The sequence below is a fragment of the Streptomyces sp. CA-179760 genome (assembly GCF_050937045.1).
Classification (GTDB): domain Bacteria; phylum Actinomycetota; class Actinomycetes; order Streptomycetales; family Streptomycetaceae; genus Streptomyces.
In genome coordinates, this window is the sequence record NZ_JBNJLZ010000001.1 from 4,354,662 (window position 1) to 4,374,919 (window position 20,258).

The 20,258-nt window shown below is 70.5% G+C and carries 16 protein-coding genes and 3 pseudogenes; 9 read left to right on the top strand and 10 right to left on the bottom strand.

The window, feature by feature from the left end; translation table 11 throughout:
- Position 1: 1 nt before the first annotated feature.
- Positions 2-676 carry an SGNH/GDSL hydrolase family protein gene (locus ACQEV8_RS19420; protein WP_432961887.1) on the top strand — a complete coding sequence of 225 codons (675 nt, stop codon included), beginning with the start codon at positions 2-4 and terminating at the stop codon, positions 674-676.
- Here the strand turns inward: ACQEV8_RS19420 and ACQEV8_RS19425 are convergent.
- Both ACQEV8_RS19425 and ACQEV8_RS19430 read right to left on the bottom strand, forming a co-directional pair.
- On the bottom strand, positions 664-1,413 hold the full coding sequence (locus ACQEV8_RS19425) for an aminoglycoside adenylyltransferase family protein (RefSeq protein ID WP_432961889.1): 750 nt from the start codon (positions 1,411-1,413) through the stop codon (positions 664-666). The genes ACQEV8_RS19420 and ACQEV8_RS19425 overlap by 13 nt on opposite strands.
- 145 nt (positions 1,414-1,558) lie before the next feature.
- Positions 1,559-2,470, bottom strand: a complete 912-nt coding sequence (locus ACQEV8_RS19430) for a DUF6185 family protein (RefSeq protein ID WP_432961890.1) — start codon at positions 2,468-2,470, stop codon at positions 1,559-1,561.
- Positions 2,471-2,743: 273 nt separating this feature from the next.
- Here ACQEV8_RS19430 and ACQEV8_RS19435 point away from each other — a divergent pair, with 273 nt between their 5' ends.
- Positions 2,744-3,736: an aldo/keto reductase gene (locus ACQEV8_RS19435; RefSeq protein ID WP_432961892.1), complete on the top strand. Its 993-nt coding sequence runs from the start codon at positions 2,744-2,746 to the stop codon at positions 3,734-3,736.
- 209 nt (positions 3,737-3,945) lie between these two features.
- Here ACQEV8_RS19435 and thpR read toward each other — a convergent pair whose 3' ends face one another.
- Positions 3,946-4,518 carry an RNA 2',3'-cyclic phosphodiesterase gene (thpR, locus tag ACQEV8_RS19440; protein WP_432961894.1) on the bottom strand — a complete coding sequence of 191 codons (573 nt, stop codon included), beginning with the start codon at positions 4,516-4,518 and terminating at the stop codon, positions 3,946-3,948.
- A 26-nt stretch (positions 4,519-4,544) separates the two neighbouring features.
- Between thpR and ACQEV8_RS19445 the strand changes: the two are divergent.
- Positions 4,545-5,065, top strand: a pseudogene (locus ACQEV8_RS19445) (GNAT family N-acetyltransferase).
- A 96-nt stretch (positions 5,066-5,161) separates the two neighbouring features.
- A pseudogene (locus ACQEV8_RS19450) lies at positions 5,162-5,599 on the top strand (Uma2 family endonuclease); the annotation flags it as partial.
- A 14-nt stretch (positions 5,600-5,613) separates the two neighbouring features.
- Here ACQEV8_RS19450 and ACQEV8_RS19455 read toward each other — a convergent pair.
- Positions 5,614-5,946 carry a zinc ribbon domain-containing protein gene (locus ACQEV8_RS19455; RefSeq protein WP_432972821.1) on the bottom strand — a complete coding sequence of 111 codons (333 nt, stop codon included), beginning with the start codon at positions 5,944-5,946 and terminating at the stop codon, positions 5,614-5,616.
- A 136-nt stretch (positions 5,947-6,082) separates the two neighbouring features.
- Positions 6,083-6,946, bottom strand: a pseudogene (locus ACQEV8_RS19460) (RNA-guided endonuclease InsQ/TnpB family protein); the annotation flags it as partial.
- Positions 6,947-7,221: 275 nt separating this feature from the next.
- Between ACQEV8_RS19460 and ACQEV8_RS19465 the strand changes: the two are divergent.
- Positions 7,222-7,374 (top strand): hypothetical protein, encoded by a 153-nt coding sequence (locus ACQEV8_RS19465; protein WP_432961896.1) that lies wholly within the window; start codon positions 7,222-7,224, stop codon positions 7,372-7,374.
- A 41-nt stretch (positions 7,375-7,415) separates the two neighbouring features.
- On the opposite strand, the gene ACQEV8_RS19470 is transcribed toward ACQEV8_RS19465, so the two are convergent.
- From ACQEV8_RS19470 to ACQEV8_RS19480, 3 genes are all read right to left on the bottom strand, one after another.
- Positions 7,416-8,798 carry an MFS transporter gene (locus tag ACQEV8_RS19470; RefSeq protein WP_432961898.1) on the bottom strand — a complete coding sequence of 461 codons (1,383 nt, stop codon included), beginning with the start codon at positions 8,796-8,798 and terminating at the stop codon, positions 7,416-7,418.
- Between the two features lie 24 nt (positions 8,799-8,822).
- Complete coding sequence (locus ACQEV8_RS19475) at positions 8,823-9,260, bottom strand: MarR family winged helix-turn-helix transcriptional regulator (protein ID WP_215120700.1); 438 nt, start codon at positions 9,258-9,260, stop codon at positions 8,823-8,825.
- A gap of 376 nt (positions 9,261-9,636) precedes the next feature.
- A complete protein-coding gene (locus ACQEV8_RS19480) occupies positions 9,637-11,088 on the bottom strand; it encodes an NCS2 family permease (RefSeq protein ID WP_432961900.1) in 1,452 nt (483 codons plus the stop codon).
- A gap of 116 nt (positions 11,089-11,204) precedes the next feature.
- Between ACQEV8_RS19480 and ACQEV8_RS19485 the strand changes: the two genes are divergently transcribed.
- The 4 genes from ACQEV8_RS19485 (at position 11,205) to ACQEV8_RS19500 (ending at position 15,896) form a co-directional block, all read left to right on the top strand.
- Positions 11,205-11,498, top strand: a complete 294-nt coding sequence (locus ACQEV8_RS19485; protein WP_432961902.1) for a DUF2530 domain-containing protein — start codon at positions 11,205-11,207, stop codon at positions 11,496-11,498.
- A 136-nt stretch (positions 11,499-11,634) separates the two neighbouring features.
- The gene (locus ACQEV8_RS19490) at positions 11,635-12,480 is read left to right on the top strand and encodes a class I SAM-dependent methyltransferase (RefSeq protein ID WP_432961904.1); all 846 of its coding nucleotides are present in this window, start codon (positions 11,635-11,637) and stop codon (positions 12,478-12,480) included.
- Between the two features lie 144 nt (positions 12,481-12,624).
- A complete protein-coding gene (locus tag ACQEV8_RS19495) occupies positions 12,625-15,018 on the top strand; it encodes an HAD-IC family P-type ATPase (RefSeq protein WP_432961906.1) in 2,394 nt (797 codons plus the stop codon).
- An 87-nt stretch (positions 15,019-15,105) separates the two neighbouring features.
- A protein-coding gene (locus ACQEV8_RS19500) for an IS5 family transposase (protein WP_432972824.1) occupies positions 15,106-15,896 on the top strand; the annotation gives its coding sequence in 2 pieces (ribosomal slippage) (positions 15,106-15,436 and positions 15,436-15,896; 792 coding nt in all).
- A gap of 62 nt (positions 15,897-15,958) precedes the next feature.
- Here ACQEV8_RS19500 and ACQEV8_RS19505 read toward each other — a convergent pair.
- A complete protein-coding gene (locus ACQEV8_RS19505) occupies positions 15,959-16,816 on the bottom strand; it encodes a hypothetical protein (RefSeq protein WP_432961908.1) in 858 nt (285 codons plus the stop codon).
- A 176-nt stretch (positions 16,817-16,992) separates the two neighbouring features.
- The gene (locus ACQEV8_RS19510) at positions 16,993-20,127 is read right to left on the bottom strand and encodes a sacsin N-terminal ATP-binding-like domain-containing protein (protein WP_432961910.1); all 3,135 of its coding nucleotides are present in this window, start codon (positions 20,125-20,127) and stop codon (positions 16,993-16,995) included.
- Between the last annotated feature and the right edge of the window lie 131 nt (positions 20,128-20,258).

Consider the following 20,258-nt stretch of genomic DNA (forward strand, 5'->3'; position numbering starts at 1 on the left):
GATGCTCAGGTTCATGCCCGTAGGTGACTCCATGACGATCGGGAGCACGGGCGAACACACGTGGCGCTACCGGATCTGGCAGCACCTGTGCCGTTCCTACGACGGCCCCTTCACCCTCGTCGGCCCGCGCGAGACGCTCTACGACAAGCTCGACGAGGCCCCGACGTCGTGCGCCTACGCCGAACCGGACTTCCCGCGCGCCCATCTGGCCGGCTGGGGCGAGGGCTGGCAGCACATGGCCCCGCTGATCGGCGAGGCGGTGCGGAGGCACCGGGCTGACATTCTCCTGGTCTCGCTCGGCCTCATCGACCTGGGCTTCTACACGAACGCCGAGCAGACCGCCGAGAACGTCCGGGCCTTCACGGCCGAGGCACGGGCGGCGAACCGGCGGGTGCGGATGGTGTGGCTGCCGGTGACCCCGAACGTACGGGCCCGGACGGACACGGCGTTCGCCACCGAGGTCACCCGCTTCAACGAACTGCTGGCGAAGGCGGCCGCGGACCTCGACGAGCCCGGCTCCCCCATCCTCCTGGCCTCGACCCCACCGTCGTACGACGTGGACACCGACACCTACGACGGCACGCACCCGGGCGCGAGCGGCGAGCACAAGATCGCGGCGGCCTTCGCGGAGGCGATGTACCAGGCGTGGGACCTGGGCAAGCCCTACGACGCGTAACTCCCGGTGATCTCCCGGACCAGGAACTCCGCGCAGGCCCGGGGCGCCAGATCGTCCCAGCGCTCGTCCTCCTCCCCGAGGTAGACGGCCCGGGCACGGGCGAGGACGGGCCTGTGCTCGGCTGGAATCCGGTCGAGCGCCCACTGTGCCGCCGCGTCCTTGGAGCGGATGGCCCCGGTGGCGAGGGTGGTCCAGATCCGGGCGAGGGTGAGCAGCACGTTGCGGGTGTCGGAGTCCAGCTCGTCCATCAGCTCCGGCACACCGGCGACGATGGCCCGCCTGAGGTCGGCGTGCGGGACAGGATCGATCAGCTCGGCGGGCGGCGGCCCGTGGAGCGGGGCGTCGGCGCGCAGCACCATGGTGAGCAGCGGCGCCAGATCGGGACTGGGCTCCGGGCTCGGGACCATCCCGCGCTCGTACTCCTCCCGCAGCCAGTCGCCGTAGAGGAAGTCGCAGGTGGGCGGGTAGCGCCAGGGCCGTACGTCGTCCAGCACGACGACGATCAGCTCGACGTACCGCCGCCCGCCCACACCGGACACCCTGAGCAACTCCTCGACCAGTTCCCGCCGCTGGGCCTGCGTCACGGACTCCCGTACGACGGCCAGGACGTCGATGTCACTGCGCGAGCGCAGGCCGCCGAGGGTGGCGGAGCCGTGCAGGTAGACGCCGAGGAGGGTGTCGGGGAGGGTGCGGTGGAGGAACTGAACGAGGTGCCGGATGTCGGGCTGTTCTGGCATACGCGTGCTTCCCTGGGTTGTGGTCACCGTGCGTATGTTGCACTGCGCGGTGTCCACGTCCATGGGCGGCCGGGGAGGAGCGCCACGATGAAGCCGCTGCCCATCCGGAGAACGGCGACAGCGCCACCGGGACGAAGGGCGTGCGTCACTTGTCACTGGCCGGTGGTGTCGCCGAGGGCTCGGCGAAGAACTTCCAGATCGTGATCACGGCGATGACCTGACCGATGAGATAGGCGACCTGCAGGGAGTAGTAGCGCATCTGGTAGACCGACAGGAGAAGCCCCAGGCGGCTCTGCCAGTAGCGGCGTTCCGTGCGGAAGGTGTCGAGGTCGAGCGCGATGCCGGTGACGGTGAGGACGAAGAGCATCGTCGTCGCGTACAGCGCGAGATTGGCGGTGCCCTCCTGCACGAACCAGCCGCTCAGCGCGTCCAACGCCACCGGGAGTGCGAAGGCGAAGGCGACCGGGAGCGCCTTGACCGCCCCGCGCCGCCCGGGCAGGACACGCCACAGCGCCCCGAGGAGGAAACCCGCTCCCACCCAGGTGGACACCCACCACAGGACGCGCAACACCGTTCCGGGCAGACCGAACAGGTCCATCAGCGTGTCCTGCCAGGCCTCGCCCCGGACGGAGTCGGACCAGGCGCCGAGGATCGCGGCGGGCAGCCCGGGCATCAGGGCGAAGCGCGCGCCTCGGACCCCGTTGTCCCACCAGTTGTCCCGGGGCCCCAGCGCGAGGGCGGCGTCGACCACGGAGACGTGCGCGGGAAGCCGATCGGTGCGCGCCAGGCGTCTGCTCGTCGGCCAGTCGTGGAGTTTGTCCAGCGTCTTTTCCAGCTTTGTTCGTTCGGGCGGTTTGTCACCGGTCATCCCCTGGTCGAGGCGACGCAACTCGGCATGGGTCTCCCGGTAGACGCGGGACTTGCTCAGCAGAGCCGTACGAGCTCCGGAGTCCGCGCTCTCGGCGAGCGGCCGCCCGGAGACCTCGAAGCACTGCTCCAGGACCGCGTGGCGCCGACGGAAGGCAACACGGGCTCCGGGGACCGGACGTACGGGCATGGGAGCCAGGGCCTGGTGACGCAGGCCGTCGAGAAGATTCAGGTCGTGGAGGACTGGTCGGCGAGCCGGTGGCACACCATCTACCCGCGCTGAGCGACGACGGGGACGCTCCAGGAGCCGTATGTCGAGCAATTGACGGCCTGGAGTCGGCCTTCAGGGCTCAGTCAGTCGGGACCGCCAGTCGAGCGGCCAGGTGACCCGGCCCCCTCCACCGGGGCGACCTTCATCGGCTCCCTTGCCTGGAGCGCACTCCACGCGACTAGCGTGCAGTCCATGAAGTACACGCAGCTCGGACGCACGGGACTCAAGGTCAGCCGGCTCGTCCTCGGCACCATGAACTTCGGACCGCAGACCGACGAGGCCGACAGCCACGCCATCATGGACGCGGCGCTGGACGCGGGCATCAACTTCTTCGACACCGCCAACGTGTACGGCTGGGCCGAGAACAAGGGCCGTACCGAGAGCATCATCGGCAACTGGTTCGCCAAGGGCGAGGGACGGCGCGACAAGGTCGTCCTCGCCACCAAGGTGTACGGCAACATGGGCGCCGACGGCCCGGCCTGGCCCAACCACGACAAGCTCTCCGCCGTCAACATCCGGCGGGCCGTGGACGCCAGCCTCAAGCGGCTCCAGACCGACTACATCGACGTCTACCAGTTCCACCACATCGACCGGGACACCCCCTTCGAGGAGATCTGGCAGGCGATCGACGTCCTGGTCCAGCAGGGCAAGATCCTCTACGTCGGGTCGTCGAACTTCCCCGGCTACAAGATCGCCCAGGCCAACGAGATCGCCGCCCGGCGCGGCGGGACCATCGGGCTGGTCAGCGAGCAGTGCCTCTACAACCTCGCCGAGCGACGTGCCGAGATGGAGGTCGTCCCGGCCGCGCGGGACTACGGCCTCGGCGTCATCCCGTGGTCGCCGCTGCACGGCGGTCTGCTGGGCGGCGTACTCAAGAAGGAGGTCGAGGGCGGCCGCCGTGCCTCCGGCCGCGCGGCCGACGCACTCGCCGACCCCGCCTCCCGCGCGCAGATCCAGGCCTACGAGGACCTGCTCGACAAGCACGGCATCGAGCCCGGCGAGGCCGCCCTGGCCTGGCTGCTCACCCGCCCGGGTGTGACCGGCCCGATCGTCGGCCCGCGCACGGCGGGACAGCTGGAGTCCGCCCTGCGAGCGGCCGACCTGGAGCTGTCCGAGGAGCTCCTGACGGGCCTCGACGAGATCTTCCCGGGCCCGGGCCCGAGCCCGGAGGCCTTCGCCTGGTAGTGCCCTGAAGGAACGCGGGGCTGGTATCGACATGCGGCTCCGCCGCGTGGGCGCGACCAGCCCCCGCCGGCCCGCGGCCGGAAGGCGGCCGCGGTTCCCCCGGCGTGCGCTACCTCCCCAGCGCGGAAGCCAGGGCGACAACGAGAAACATCAGCACGAGCACACCGGCCATGATCCGGTTACGGGTTTTCGGGTCCACGGCACCGAGCCTAACCGGCACCCCCGAGCGCCCACCGACCGACCGCCTCATACCGGGGCTGCTCACCCGGAACCCCCGACGCCGGCAGATTGCTCCGCACCAGCGCCAGCTCGCCCACCGTCCAGGTCCGGCCCGTGAACCCGGCCAGGGCGTCCAGGTAGGCGCGCACGTCCCTCGCCTCCCGGTTCCTCGCGATCGTCAGATGGGCCTTGTACCGCCGGTGCTCGCCCATCGGCACCCCCGCCTTCCGCGCCGCCGCCTCGGCCCGGTCGGCCAGCAGCCGCAAGGTCGCCAGATCACCCTCGGCCCCGGCCCACAGCGCCCGCCCGTGCCCGAACTGACCGCCGCCCCGCACGGCCAGCGGAAAGGCGTCGGTGCGGCGGGCGACCCGCTCCAGCCGGGCCGACAGCTCCGGCACGAGGCCGTCGTCGACCTCTCCGTAGAAGGCGAGCGTGAAGTGCCAGCCGGGGCGGCCGGTCCAGCGCATCCCGTCCGCTCCGGGCAGCTTCCGCAACTCGTCCACGACGGTGCCGAGTTCACGGGTCACCTCGTCGGGGGGCAGTACAGCGGCGAAGACTCTCATGGGGCCCAGCCTGGCACCATGAGGCCATGGAGATCACCATCAGAGAAGGCGGTCCCGACGACATTCCCGCGATACTCGGGATGCTCGACAGCTGTGTGGAGTGGCTGGTCGCGCAGGGTCGCACGGGCCAGTGGGGACGAAGCCCCTGTCTCAGAGCCCGACGACGGTGGAGTCGGTCGGCCGGTACATGGGCGAGGGCAGCGTGTTCCTGGCCGAGGCCGACGGCGTCCCGGCCGCCACCCTCACCCTCACCGGCTCGCCCGGCGCCTACCTGTCCCACCTCTCACCGCCCGGCGAACCCGAGCGGTACATCCACTGGCTGGCCTCCGACCGCCGCTTCAAGGGCCACGGCCTGGGCAGCGCGCTCCTCACCCACGCCGCCGAGGAGACCCGCCGGGCCGGGGTGGGTCTCCTCCGGGTGGACTGCTACGCCGGCGACGACGGCAAGCTCGTCCGCTACTACGAGGCGAACGGCTTCACCCGCACCGAGGCCTTCACGGTCGGCGAGAACGACTGGCCCGGCCAGCTGCTGGCCCGGAGGGTTTAGGCGGTCGCCGGACCCGGGCGTGTCCGGGTCACCGTGCGTATCGTTGTACCGCGCGGCCGGCTCCATCCCCGGGTGCGGCCGGGGAGGAGCGCCACGATGACCGTCCTTGCAGACAGGATCGAGATGGCCGACAGCAGCGGTGAACTCACCCTCGACACGATGTTCGAGTGGGTGGAGACGATGCCGGTCCCCGAGGGCTACAAGGTCGAGATCGTCGGGGGGAACATCTTCACGGCGCCTCAGCGGGACACCCACTGGGACATCATCGCGGACGTCTACGACCAGCTGCGCACCAAGTATCCGCGCAAGCGCGTGAAGTCCGACGTCCGTGTCGACTACCCGGGTCATCTCAACGGCTTCGCCTCCGACATCACCGTGATGGCGGAGGGCGCGGCGAAGAACGCGAAGGGCCTGTGGCGCTACCAGGACGTCGAGTTCGTCGCCGAGATCATCTCCAGGAAGACCGCCGCCAATGACTACGGCCTCAAGAAGGACGCCTACGCCACGGCCGGCGTGCCGGTGTACCTGATCTTGACATCCTCCCCCTCTTAAAAGAGGGGGATTCCAACCCATGTGGGTTGAAGTTCACGGGCGCTCGAACGGCTTGTGGCCGTTGTCACCCCTCCGGCACCGGCTGACTGCCGGGGACGGGGGATCCCGCCCTGTCCTGCCGCGACGTTGATACTGGCGTTGGTGTCCGCGTTGCAGGTGAAGCCGCAGGAGGAGCAGACGAACTCGGCTTGGCTCTTGCGCGAGTTCTTGTCGATCCATCCGCAGGCACTGCCCCGCAGGGACGTGTAGGGGGCGGGGACGTCTTCGACGCGTCCGGGTGCTTTGTGCCCGGTGCGCTGGCGCAGCAGGCCCCACCCCTGGGCGAGGATGCCCCGGGTTCAGCCCGGCCTTGGCCGCCCGGCCGTTCTTGAGGTACTGGCCGGGCTGGCCTGGGTCGGGCTTCGCCTTGGCCTTGGCGGTCATCGTCTTGATGTTCAGCTTCTCGAACCGCACCAGGTCATAGGAGCGGGCGAGCATGGTCGAGGTCTTCTCGCACCAGTCCTTACGCCGGTTCGCCTCCCTGGCCTTGAGTCTGGCCACCTTCGCGTACGCGGCCGTCTTGCGCTCGCTGCCCTTGGGGGCACGGGCGGCGCGGCGCTGGTGCTTGCGGATCTGGGCGCGCTCGCGGGTGGTGAGCTGCGGGCAGTTCAGCGTCCGCCCGTCGGAGAGGGCGGCGGTGATGGTCACACCCCGGTCGATGCCGATGGCCTCGCCCGTGCCCGGCTTGTCGATCGGGTCGGGGATGACAGCGAAGGCGATGTGCCACTGACCGTTGCGGTAGGTGACGCGGAACGTCTTCGCCGCGGGAAGCCTGGCGCCTTTGCCTTTGACACTGAGGCGGAAGCGGACCCATCCACATCCCGGCACCTTCACCTGCGCCCACCGCCGGTTGAGCTGTTGCACGGCGACGGCGCGGCCCATGACCTGCTTGCCAGTCTTGGAATTGATGAGCGGCCGACCGTCCGGCTCGTACTCGGGTACACGATCGTCGCCGATGACACGGAAGCCCTCGTGCCCGAACTTCCTGCGCCAGGTCGGTTCACCGAACCCGGACGTGAAACGCGCGGCCTTGGCCCTGGTGAAATCCTTCAGTGCCTGCGTCTGGACGGTCTGGTTCCCGGCGCGCAGCCACTCACTGGCAGCCCGGGCCTCGGTGAGCTGACGGCACTGCTCCGCGAACGAGGGAGCTCCGGTGCGCTTGCCGTCGGGCCGATGGTGCGCCTTGTCCCGCCGCCAGTGCGCGTGCTGCTCCACGGCAAGGTTCCAGACATACCTGGCGTGCGCGCAGTGCAGCAGCATCTGCTGCTCCTGCTCGCTCGTCGGGTACATCCGAAACCGTGCCACGCCGCGAACCTAGACCGCACGTTCCCCAGCCGCGCACACCATCGATCACACTCACCCGCACGAGTGACCACACCCGGCCGGCACCAGCAACCAACCCCAGGACCTCCAACGCCGTCACCACCACCCGCCCGGTGCCGGCCCCCAGCATCTGGACAACAACACCGAATCGCCCTGACGGCGATTCGGCTTCCCTGCCCCGCTCCGCGGGAACGGGCATTCACCCCGGCCCTGAAGGACCGAGCACCCTGCCCGCAATCAAGATGGATCCGTACACCGGCCGCTGGCACCTGCACACCCAGCCGAAGGACGGCGAGTACCGGGGCGAGCTGAGCCTGGACTTCGAGGACGAGATCGACCTGACCGGAACGGTGGTCGGGCTCGTCCTGAAGACCGGCGAGTTCCCCCGGGGCTGAAGCCGGACTGAAGCCGAAACTGAAGCCGGGACTACGCCGTCCTACGCCGCCGGAGCCAGCGCCTCCTGCTGCTCCCGGGGTACGAAACGCACCTGTGGGTGTCCGTGGTGCCAGCCCACCGACAGCCGCAGATTGCCGACACGGGCCAGGATCAGGCCGATCACGGCCGCCGCCACCGCCGCCACCGCACCGCCCGCCGCGAGGCCCACCCGAGCGCCGTACGTGTCGGTGATCCAGCCGACGATCGGGGCGCCGACCGGGGACCCACCGAGGAAGACCATCATGTAGAGGGCCATGACACGGCCGCGCATGGCCGGGTCGGTGGACATCTGGATGCTGGTGTTCGTCGTGACGTTGACCGTCATCCCGAACAGGCCCAGCGGAACCATGAGCAACGCGAACAGCCACAGCGTCGGCGTCGTCGCCGCCACGATCTCCAGCGCTCCGAAGACCAGGGCCGCCGCGATCAGCAGCCGCAGCCGGGCCGTACCGCGACGCGCGGCGAGCAGCGCGCCCGCGACCGAGCCGACCGCCATCAGCGTGTTGAACATGCTGTAGGCGCCGGCGCCCGCGTGGAACACGTCGTCCGCGAAGGCCGAGAGGTAGACGGGGAAGTTGAAGGCGAAGGTGCCGACGAACCCGACCAGGACGATCGGCCAGATCAGTTCCGGGCGGCCGGTGACATAGCGGACGCCCTCTCTCAACTGCCCCTTGCCGCGCGGGGCGCGCTCCACGGCGTGCAGCTCGCGGGCGCGCATCAGCAGCAGGCCCGTGAGCGGAGCGACGAAGGACAGGCCGTTGAAGAGGAAGGCGTAGCCGGTGCCGACGCCGGTGATCAGCAGACCCGCGACAGCGGGGCCGACCAGCCGGGCGGACTGGAAGTTGGCGGAGTTCAGACTGACCGCGTTCTGCAGCTGTCCGGGCCCGACCAGTTCGGAGACGAAGGACTGCCGGGCCGGGTTGTCGACGACCGTGGCCAGACCCATCGCGAAGGCGGCGACATACACGTGCCACACCTGGACCTGGCCCGTGAGGGTGAGGACGGCGAGGGCGAGGGCGGTGAGGCCCATCGACGACTGGGTGACGAGCAGGGTGGGCCGCTTGCGCAGCCGGTCGACGAGGACACCGCCGTAGAGGCCGAAGAGCAGCATCGGCAGGAACTGCAGCGCGGTCGTTATACCGACGGCCGCGGAGGAACCGGTGAGGCTGAGGACCAGCCAGTCCTGGGCGATGCGCTGCATCCAGGTGCCGATGTTGGAGACGACCTGTCCCAGGAAGAACAGGCGGTAGTTCCTCACCTTCAGGGAGGAGAACATCGAGGACCTGCGGGCGGACCGGGCGTCGGAGGCGGCGGTGTCGGGGGTGGGCGGGGAGTCGTGGGGATCAGGTGCGGGGACGGAAGCTGCTCCGGGTCCCGTACTCAAAAGGGTTCGCCTCCTTGCTGTGACTTACAGGTGCGCGAGCTTCTCCAGCACGGGGGCGGCGGCGCGGAGTTTCGCCCACTCGTCCTCGTCCAGGTCCTCGACCAGCGTGGCCAGGAAAGCGTTCCGCTTGCGGCGGCTCTCCTCGAGCATCGTTTCCGCCTGCTCGGTGCGCGTCACGACCTTCTGGCGCCGGTCCTCGGGGTGCGGCTCCAGACGGACCAGCCCCTTCGCCTCCAGCAGCGCCACGATGCGGGTCATCGACGGCGGCTGGACGTGTTCCTTGCGGGCGAGCTCGCCCGGTGTGGCCCTGCCGCAGAGGGACAGGGTGCCGAGCACCGACATCTCGGTGGGGCTGAGCGACTCGTCGACACGCTGGTGCTTGAGGCGACGGGACAGCCGCATCACGGCGGATCGGAGGGAGTTCACGGCGGCTACGTCGTCGCCATGGCTGAGGTCCGGCATGTTCTTTAGCGTAACTCATTACTCTCGCTAAAGAACACCGGGGACACGCAGAAATGCCCGTGACCCTGGCCACTTACCCGTGACATCACTCATATGGGTGACGCGACGGCGGAACGCGACCCACTGCACCGAAGGTTGCCGCGACCCTCATGCCCATGGGGACCAGCGTGCTCAGCCTGCGAATAGACCACGACCTGCTCGACCGGCTCCGGCACCATGCCGCGAAAAGGGGAATGAGCGTCCAGGACTATGTCGTCCGGACGCTCATTCGAGATGACTTCGACGAACGGTTCCAGACCGCCGTCGAGGAGACGGAAAGGTTCTACGGAGTCACCCGAGAACCCTGCCCCGGCTCACCTGACGATCCCGCCCCGGCTCACGTGAGCCCCAGCGCGGGCATCAGGTAGTAGAACCCGAACACCGCCGCCACCGCGTACATCGCGGTCGGAACCTCCCGGCCCCGGCCGGCCGCCAGGCGCAGCACCACGAAGGTGATGAAGCCCATGCCGATGCCGTTGGTGATCGAGTACGTGAACGGCATCATCAGCATCGTCACGAAGGCCGGGACGGCGATCGTGTAGTCCGCCCAGTCGATCTCCTTGACCGAGCCGGACAGGATCAGGAAGCCGACCGCGACCAGGGCCGGGGTGGCGGCCTGGGACGGCACCATCGTGGCGACCGGCGTCAGGAACAGGGCGAGGGCGAAGAGCCCGCCGGTGACGACGTTCGCGAGGCCGGTACGGGCACCCTCGCCGACCCCGGCGGTGGACTCGACGAAGGCGGTCGTGGCCGAGGAGGAGCTGGCACCACCGGCGGCGACCGCGAAGCCGTCCACCAGCAGCACCTTGTTGATGCCGGGCATCTGCCCCTGCGCGTCCGTCAGCTTGGCCTCGTCGGAGACGCCCATGATCGTGCCCATCGCGTCGAAGAAGCACGACAGCAGCACGGTGAAGACGAACAGCACGCCGGTGAGCATGCCGACCTTCTCGAATCCGCCGAACAGACTGACCTGTCCGACCAGCCCGAAGTCAGGACTGGCGACGGGGTTCCCGGGCCACTTCGGAGTGGTCAGCCCCCAACTCGGCACGTCGACCACGGCCTCGATCACCACCGCCACCACCGTCATGGCGACGATCGAGATCAGGATCGCGCCGGACACCTTGCGCACGATCAGCGCGAGCGTCAGCAGCACCCCCAGCACGAAGACCAGCACCGGCCAGCCGTTGAGGTGACCGTCCCCACCCAGCTGCAGCGGCACGGTCGTCTGCGCGGCATCCGGGATACGCGAGACGAACCCGGCGTCGACCAGCCCGATCAGCATGATGAACAGGCCGATACCGATGGAGATGGCCTTGCGCAGCCCGAAGGGGACGGCGTTCATGACCCGCTCGCGCAGCCCCGTGGCGACCAGCAGCATCACGACGAACCCGGCGAGAACCACCATGCCCATCGCGTCCGGCCAGGACATGCGCGGGGCGAGCTGCAGCGCGACGACGGAGTTCACACCCAGCCCGGCGGCGAGCGCGATCGGCACATTGCCGATGACACCCATGAGAAGGGTGGTGAGCGCGGCGGTCAGTGCGGTCGCGGTCACGAGCTGGCCGTTGTCGAGCTGGTGACCGTACATGTCCTTGGCGCTGCCGAGGATGATCGGGTTCAGCACGATGATGTAGGCCATCGCGAAGAAGGTGGCGAGACCACCCCGGACCTCGCGGGACAGGGTGCTGCCCCGCTCGGAGATCCGGAAGAAGCGGTCGAGTGCGCCGTACGTGGGCCCGGCTCCCGGCTGTTCAGGGGCGGGGACCTGGGCAGGAGCCGAGGACGACATGTGTTTGGTGTTTCCTACGAAGAGAAGTGGTCAGACACAAACCGTTTCAGTATGAACATATAAACCCCGAACGACCATCTCCGCGCGTAGACCTGATCGCCTCGTAAGCTGTCCCCATGGCGAAGTGGACCCCCAGGCACGAGGCGCCGGAGCCCCTGGAGGGCCCCGTGGTCGCCACCATCATCGGCGGCACGATTCTGTGGTTCCTCCTCTTCCTGGTGCAGCTCCCCTTCTATGGCTGGTTCGACGACCACGGCCATACCTGGTGGATCTGGACCTGCCTGGCCGGAAGCGGTCTGGGCCTGTTCGGCATCTGGTACGTCCGCAAGCGCGACGCCGCGATCAAGCGAGCCGCGGCCCAGGACCCGACGACCACTCCCCCGACCCGCTCGACCCCCTCGGCCCAGTAGGCCCGGCGGGCCCGCGTCGGCCGCCGAGCCGAGACGCACCCGCCCCCTCCTTCGCCCTCCGGCGAGACACAGCCCCGCCCCCTCCCTACGCTCAAGGGGAGGCGACGAACGCCCGGAACCGGTGAGGAGCGCAGCCATGACAACGCAGAACAGCGCGGTCGACGCGGACCGGGCCCTGAAGGCCAAGCACCGGGCGATGTGGGCCCAGGGCGACTACCCGTCCCTGGCCGCCGAGGTCATCCCCGGCCTGGGAGCGGTCCTGGTCGAGGCATGCGGGGTACGCCGCGGCCACCGCGTCCTGGACGTCGGCGCCGGCAGCGGCAACGCCGCGATCCCGGCCGCCCTGGCCGGCGCGGACGTCATCGCCTCCGACCTGACCCCGGAACTGTTCGGGGCGGGCCGCCTCGCGGCCGAGAAGCAGGGCGCGCACCTCACCTGGCAGGAGGCCGACGCCGAGGCCCTGCCCTTCGGCGACGCGGGGTTCGACACCGTGCTGTCCTGCGTCGGCGTCATGTTCGCCCCGCACCACCAGCAGGCCGCCGACGAACTCGTCCGCGTCTGCCGGCCGGGCGGCACCATCGGCCTGCTGAGCTGGACACCCCAGGGTTTCATCGGCCGGATGTTCGCCACGATGAAGCCGTACGCGCCACCGCCCCCGCCCGGCGCCCAGCCGCCCCCGCTCTGGGGAGACGAGAACCATGTGCGCGCACTCCTCGGCGACCGGGTCACGGACGTCCACGCCGAGCGCGGGACCGCCAGGGTCGACCGCTTCGCGACACCCGAGGCGTTCCGGGACTACTTCAAGGAGCGCTACGGCCCGACGATCGCCGTCTACAAGAACATCGCCGACGACCCCGACCGCGTCGCCGCCCTGGACCGCGCCCTGGTGGACCTCGGCCGCGACGGCGACCTGGGAACGGACGCGGGCGGGACGGTTCTGGAGTGGGAGTACCTGCTGATCACCGCACGCCGGGCAGGCTGAAACCGGGGCTCGGCACCAGGGTCCGACGGCGAGCCGACGGCGTACAACTGCCGTACGACCAGGGCACGACACCCGTCCTCCCCAGGTCGGATCTTCCCCACATTCAGCATGTGAAGCGGCAAATCCGCACGTACTGTCGAATGCATGACGCATCTCGACGCGGGTGCCCGGCTCGACTCCGCACGACCGGCGCGGGTCACCTCCCCGGTGACGGGCCTGACCGGCGCTCAGGTCGCCGAACGCGTGGCGCGCGGCCAGGTCAACGACGTACCGGTGCGCAGCAGCCGCTCCACCGTCGACATCGTCCGCGCGAACGTCTTCACCCGCTTCAACGCGATCATCGGCATCCTGTGGCTGATCATGCTGGTCGTCGCGCCGATCCAGGACAGCCTGTTCGGCTTCGTGATCCTCGCCAACACCGGCATCGGGATCGTCCAGGAGTGGCGGGCGAAGAAGACGCTGGACTCCCTCGCGCTGATCGGCGAGGTGCGGCCCACCGTCCGCCGGGACGGGGATGCCTCGCAGGTCAGCACATCCGAGATCGTCCTCGACGACCTGATCGAGATCGGCCCCGGCGACAAGGTCGTGGTCGACGGCGTCTGCGTCGAGGCCGATGGCCTGGAGATCGACGAGTCGCTGCTCACCGGCGAGGCCGACCCGGTGGTCAAGGGCCCCGGCGACCAGGTGATGTCGGGCAGTTTCGTGGTCGCGGGCGGCGGGGCCTTCCAGGCGACGAAGGTCGGCTGGGAGGCGTACGCCGCCCAGCTGGCCGAGGAGGCCTCGCGTTTCACCCTCGTCCAGTCCGAGCTGCGCTCCGGCATCTCCACGATCCTCAAGTACGTCACGTGGATGATGGTCCCGACCGCGATCGGCCTGATCATCAGCCAGCTCTTCGTGAAGGAGAACGCCTTCGACGACTCCGTCGCCCGCACGGTCGGCGGCATCGTCCCCATGGTCCCCGAGGGGCTGGTCCTGCTCACCTCCGTCGCCTTCGCCATCGGCGTGATCCGCCTCGGCCGCAAGCAGTGCCTGGTCCAGGAGCTGCCCGCGATCGAGGGCCTGGCCCGGGTCGACACCGTCTGCCTCGACAAGACCGGCACCCTCACCGAGGGCGGCATGGACGTCACCGAGCTGCGGCCGCTGCAGGACGCCGATGAGACGTACGTACGACAGGTCCTCGGCGCCCTCGGCGAGTCGGACCCGCGTCCGAACGCCTCCCTGAAGGCGATCATCGACGCCTACCCGGACGGCGAGCGGTGGCGCTGCACCCAGGCGCTGCCCTTCTCCTCGGCCCGCAAGTACAGCGGCGCCGCGTTCGCCGAGCCGGACGGCCGGACGAGCAGCTGGCTGCTCGGGGCACCGGACGTCCTGCTGCCCGACGACGACCCCGCCCTCGCGGAAACGGGGCGGCTGAACGAGCAGGGCCTGCGGGTGCTGCTGCTCGCCCGGGTCGCACGCGACCTCGACGACGCCGAGGTGACCGAGGGGGCGAAGCCGACCGCCCTGGTCGTCCTGGAGCAGCGGCTGCGGCCCGACGCGGCGGACACACTGAGCTACTTCGCCGACCAGAACGTCCGGGCCAAGGTCATCTCCGGCGACAACGCGGTGTCGGTCGGCGCGGTCGCCTCCAAGCTCGGGCTGTCCGGCACCACCGTGGACGCCCGCCGGCTGCCCGCCGACGGGGACGGAATGGCCCGGGCCCTCGACGACAACACGGTGTTCGGGCGGGTCACTCCGCAGCAGAAGCGGACCATGGTGGGGGCTCTGCAGTCCCGTGGTCACACGGTCGCGATGACGGGCGACGGGGTGAACGACGTCCTCGCCCTGAAGGACGCCGACATCGGCGTGGCGATGGGCTCCGGCTCGGAGGCGACCCGGGCGGTGGCGCAGATCGTGCTGCTGAACAACAGCTTCGCCACGCTTCCGTCGGTGGTGGCCGAGGGGCGCCGGGTGATCGGCAACATCACGCGCGTGGCGACGCTGTTCCTCGTCAAGACGGTCTATTCGGTGCTGCTGGCCGTCCTGGTGGTGTGCTCACAGGTCGAGTACCCGTTCCTGCCGCGCCACTTGACCCTGCTGTCGACGCTGACGATCGGCATCCCGGCGTTCTTCCTCGCGCTCGCGCCCAACAAGGAGCGCGCCAAGCCGAACTTCGTACGGCGGGTCATGCGGTACGCGATCCCCGGCGGGGTGGTGGCCGCGGTGGCGACCTTCGCGACGTATCTGATCGCCCGGGAGCACTACACGGGCGGGGGCGCGCTGGACGCGGAGACCAGCGCCGCGACGCTGACGCTCTTCCTGATCTCGATGTGGGTCCTGGCGATCATCGCCCGCCCCTACACCTGGTGGCGCATCGCCCTGGTGGCATCGATGGCCGGGGCGTTCCTGCTGGTCCTGGTGGTGCCGTGGCTCCAGCACTTCTTCGCGCTGAAGCTGGTCGGCATGACGATGCCGTGGATCGCGGTCGGCATCGCGGTGGCAGCGGCGGCCACCCTGGAACTCACCTGGAGGTGGGTGGACCGCCGCGTTCCCGCTTAGAGGTCCTAACAGAAGTTGTTGATCATGTGACTTTCGGCTTGGGTGGTCGTTGGGCTGTTCGTGGGGAAACGACAGTCGCGGCCATGGATCGTGTCGGATGAACTGTGGTCGCTCATTGAGCCGTTGCTGCCCGAGCCGGGTCCCAAGCTGGTGGAGGGCAGGCCGCGGGTCCCCGACCGGCAGGCCCTGTGCGGGATTCTGTTCGTGCTGCACACCGGCATCCAGTGGGAGTACCTGCCCCAGGAGCTGGGCTTCGGATCCGGCATGACGTGCTGGCGGCGCCTGGCCGCCTGGAACGAGGCCGGCGTGTGGGACGAACTGCACCTGGTGCTGCTGCAAAGGCTGCGGGCCGCGAAGAAGCTGGACTGGTCGCGGGCGGTGATCGACTCCTCCCACGTGCGGGCCGCTCGGCGCGGCCCAAAAGCGGACCCAGCCCGGTCGACCGCGCACGGCCGGGCAGCAAGCACCATGTCCTCACCGACGGCCAGGGCATCCCGCTCGCGGTGTCGCTGACCGGCGGAAACCGCAACGACGTCACCCAGCTGCTGCCCCTGCTGGACAAGGTTCCGGCAGTGGCCGGCCTTGTCGGCCGCCCCAGACACCGGCCAGACGCACTCCTCGCCGACCGCGGCTACGACCACGACAAGTACCGCCGCCTCCTTCGGCTTCGCGGGATCCGCCCGGTCATCGCCGAACGAGGCGTCGAACACGGCTCGGGCCTGGGCGTCTTCCGCTACGTGGTCGAGCGCACGATCGCCTGGCTGCACGGCTTCCGCCGACTGCGGATCCGCTGGGAGCGACGCGACGACATCCACGAAGCCTTCCTCGGACTCGCCACCTGCCTCATCACCCACCGGCATGTCCAACGCCTTTGTTAGGACCCCTTAGCGCTCGGTGTGGCCGGCCGCGCGGTTCCCCGCGCCCCTGAAGGGGCGCGTTCTTACTTCACGTCGACGAAGTCACCCGTCGCGTTGACCGCCGGGGTGGTGTTCGTGCCCGCGAAGGAGTAGCGGAAGTAGCCGTCCACTGAGGCCTTGACCGTGGTCTTCAGCTCGCCCGTGGAGTTGGACTTGATGGTCTTCACCGTGGTGTAGGTGCTGGAGTCCTTCTTACGGAACTGCAGCTTCACCGGCTGGTTGGTGTAGCCGTGGTACTTGTTGTCGTCCCAGTTGGCGCGGGACAGCTTGCCGGTGACGGTGATGGTCTTGCCCTTCTTCACCGGCTCGGGCGTGGCGTTGACCGTCAGCTTGGAGTAGCGCTGGACCCGGACGGCGCCGAGACCGCCCTGGACCTTGACGTCCTCTTCGCCGGCGAGGGCGAGGCCGCCCGCGTTCCACGTGCCGGCCTCGTCGCTCGACAGGTCGCCGTCGGCGGGGCGGATGGTGATGACGCCCTTGCAGCTGAGCTTGGTCGACGAGGCGGCGGTGCAGGTGGCCGGCTCGTCGCTGATCAGCATGTTGGTCGCGGTCTCCGCCGAGCTGCCCTTGTAGATGAGCGGGCCGTTGGCGAAGTTGTCGGCACCGGTGTCCAGGTCGGCGGGGTGCGTCAGGGTGTAGGTGACCGGGACCTTGACCGCGTTCGTGGTGCCGACGACGATGTTCTTGCCGCTGTTCACCTTCATGTTCGAGAAGGTGACATCGAGTTCGGCGGCGGTGCCGACGGTGCCGTCGGCGGTGGCCGCGCCGAAGGCGGTCCTGCCCGAGGACCACGGCACGTCGGCGGCCTGCGCGGCCGGCACGGCGAGAGCGGACAGGGCCAGGGCGCCGGTGACGGCGGCCACGGTGGCTCGGATGCGCATGCGTTCTCCAGGTGGAGAGGGCCCCGGCGCTCGTCGTCGGCTCCTGGGGCCCAAGTGATCATGGAGTCTGTTGACTCAAGTGATCAGATTCGCGAACAGTGCGCATGGTTGTACGACAAGTGAAAAGTTTGTGCGGGAGTTTTCACGAGCCGCCGAAGTGCCCCCTGAGGCTCGGCTCAGTCGAACCACCGGTCCCGCGCCAGCTCCTCCGTCCGGGACGGATCCTCCAGCAGCGCCGCCACCTCGAACCGTCGCGGCCACTGCCCGGCCGCCCAGGCCAGCCCCGCGGCGACGCCCTCCAGGGTGGCGGCGTGCAGGACGCCGTCGTTCGTCAGCCGCCAGTCGATCTCCACGCCGTCGACGACGAGTTCCTCGTGCTCGACGTAGGAGGCCGGGGTCAGCCGGCCGAGCAGCACCCGCACCGGCTCCGGTACGTCGTGCTCGACACCCTCGGAGCCGACCTCCCCGGTGACGGACTCGCTCAGCCGCCGCACCTGGAACAGCTCGGCGAGCTCGGCGGCCCGGGCGGGGCGGACCGGCAGCAGCGGGACGCCCGAGGTGAAGGGCAGCAGGTCGGGCGAGTCGACGACCACGGCGTCGGCCGCGTCCACGACCTCCACCCGGCCGTCGACGACCGCGCGCAGCTCGTCCGGCAGGGTCACCTGCTCGGGGTCCAGCTCGGCCAGGGCGCCGTAGAGGGCGTGCAGCTGGGCGTCCGCCACCTCGCGCTCGGGCTCGGCGAGCCGGTCGAGCAGCTCGGCGGCCCCGCCGGGCTCGTCCAGCAGCGCGGCGACGGACGTCCGTACGCCCAGCGCCCGCAGCACCTGCTCGTCCTCGAAGCCGGTGGCGTCGGCCTCGTCGTACAGCCCGCGCAGGAGTGGGTCGCCGCCGGCGGCGCGCAGTCCGGCCGGGCGGCGGCCGTCGAGCACCGGGTTCCCGCGCAGCCACCACGCCGCGTACGGCCGCACGGCCTCGTGGGTCCCGTCGTGCAGCAGGATCCGCACGGGCTCGACGATGGCGTCCCGGAAGGGCGGCTGCGACAGCAGGGCCAGTGCCTGGGCCCACTTGTCCTCGTCGACCAGGTCCAGATCCCGTACGGCGATGATCTCCGTGGCGACCGGCGGGACCGGGCTGTCGGGGAAACGGTCGAGGATGTCCTCGCACCACACGTCGACGGCGTCCAGCAGGCCCGCGTCGTCGGGCTCGGCGAAGTCGCCCTCGCGGGGCTCCAGTTCATCCGGGTCGAGGACGACGTCGGTGGCGCGGACCAGCGCGAAGTTCACCAGGACCCCGCAGGCGGCGAGCGGCTGCTCGCCCCACCTGTCGGCCAGCTCGGTGTCCACGGCGGCGAGTTCGCCCTCGCGCATCACCTGGGCGAAGGGGCCGCCGGGGAAGACGAGTTCGCAGGCGGGGGCCGGTTCGCCGTCCTCGTCGGGCAGGGCGAGGGCGCCGAGCCAGGGCTCGTCGCCGGGCTCCAGACCGGCGTCCCGCACCAGCGCGAGCACGGTGTCGGCCAGTTCGTCGGCGTCGAGGGTGTCCTCTTCCCAGTTCACCCCGCCGTCGTCGTCCAGGGACGCGGCGACGGCGGCCCGCACCTGCGGGGTGGTGAGCACGGCGCGCGGGGTGGCGGGCAGGGCGCCGAGCTTCTCCAGGAGCGGGTGGGCGGCGTCCGGGTGGGCGACCTTCAGGCCGAGCCGGGCCAGCACCTCGGGGTCGATACCGGCGGCCTCCGCGCTGGGCAGGAGGACCTGCCGGGGGCCGATCGTGGTACGGCCGTCCGCGAGCGGCACCGGAAGGCCCGACAGCCGGTCGGGGTCCACTCCGGCGAGGCTGTCGTAGAGCCGCCGCCACCAGCCGGGGTCCTTCTCGAGACCGGCGAGCCGGTCGATCGCGTCGGTCAGCGGGACGCGGGCGACGCCCAGGGTCCGCAGCTCGGCGCGCCGCTCCAGCCCGCCGGGCAGCAGGGTGGGCAGCACCTCGGCGAGGACCCGCACGGTGTCCGCGCCCGCGCCCTCGACGATCTCGGCGTCGCGGGGGCGCAGGGAGTCGGGCAGGTCGTCGTCGCCGTCGTGCTCGCCGGGCTCGGCGGCGGAGGGGAGGAAGGAGGTGCGGGGCAGCCGCTCCAGGATCGCCTGGCGCAGGGCGCCGTCCAGCTCGCCCTTGCCGAGCGGGCCGGGCACGAGGCCGATGATCCCGGTGGTCACCGGCCGCCAGTCGCCGAGGATCTCGGCGTACGCGTCGGCCGCGCGCTGGACGAGGAAGTCGGTCAGCGGCCCGGGGGCGGCGTGCCGGCGGGTGGAGTCCAGCGGGAACGAGGCGATGAGCAGCGCCGGGACACCGAGCGGCTCGTCGCTCGGGGTGGGCGCGTGCACGACCGGGCTGGTGCGGGGCCGGGCCGGGCTGCCGTCGCTGTCGACGGGCACGGCCCAGGTGACGGACCACCGCGGCCGCAGCCGCTCCTCGACGGGCCGGTCGGCGAGCAGGTCGGGGGTGAGCGGGCCGTGCGCGACCGCGGTCCGCCAGTGGGTGACGCCGCCCTCGGAGTCGTCGACGACGGTGAAGGCCCCGTCGGTACGGCGGGTGATGGTCCTGGGGCTCTCCCCGTTGACCTCCACGACGACCTCGTCGAGGCCGGGGAGGGCGAGCAGCAGCGCGTCGTCGACGGCGTGCAGCAGCCGCTCGGCGAGGTCGGCGGCGGGGTCGTCGCGCAGAGGCAGGATGACGGCGGTGTCGTACGGGGCGGGGGCGGTGCCCTCGGCGGCGAACGGCAGCCGCAGCAGCGGTACGTGGCCGTCCCGCCGACGGACCTCGTCCCCGAGTCCGGGGCTGTGCCGGGCGGTCTCGGCGGCCAGCTCCCGGGCCTCGGCCAGGGACCAGCGGACGCCGCCGTGCCGGCCGACGACGGCCGGCTCGTCGGTGACGGACAGGACGGCGGCGAAGCCGACCCCGAAGCGTCCGACGGCCTGCTCCTGGTTCTCCCGCTTCGCCGACGCCCGCAGCGTGGACAGCGACTCGACACCGGCCGCGTCCAGGGGTGCGCCGGTGTTGGCGGCGACGAGAACGCCGTCCCGCAGGGTGAGCCGCAGCCGTCCCGGCACTCCGGTCCGGGCCGCGGCGTCGGCGGCGTTCTGGGCGAGCTCGACGACGAGCCGGTCCCGGTAGCCGCCGAGGACCAGGTCCTCCTCGGCGTTGGCGTCCTCACGGAACCGGGCGGGGCTGGTGGCCCAGGCGTCGAGGACACCGCGGCGCAGACGCGCGGTACCGAACGGATCGGCCCCCTCGGCGGCGGGCCGCACGAACTTGCTGCTCACGTTGCCGTTCCTTCTCCTCGTCGACGTGAGGAGAAGGTACCGCCTGGGACACCAGGCCGCGCACGCCGCCCGCCCCGGGCTCAATCCGTACCCGGTCCCGCGAGCACCCCACCCCCACGCACAGGAACCCG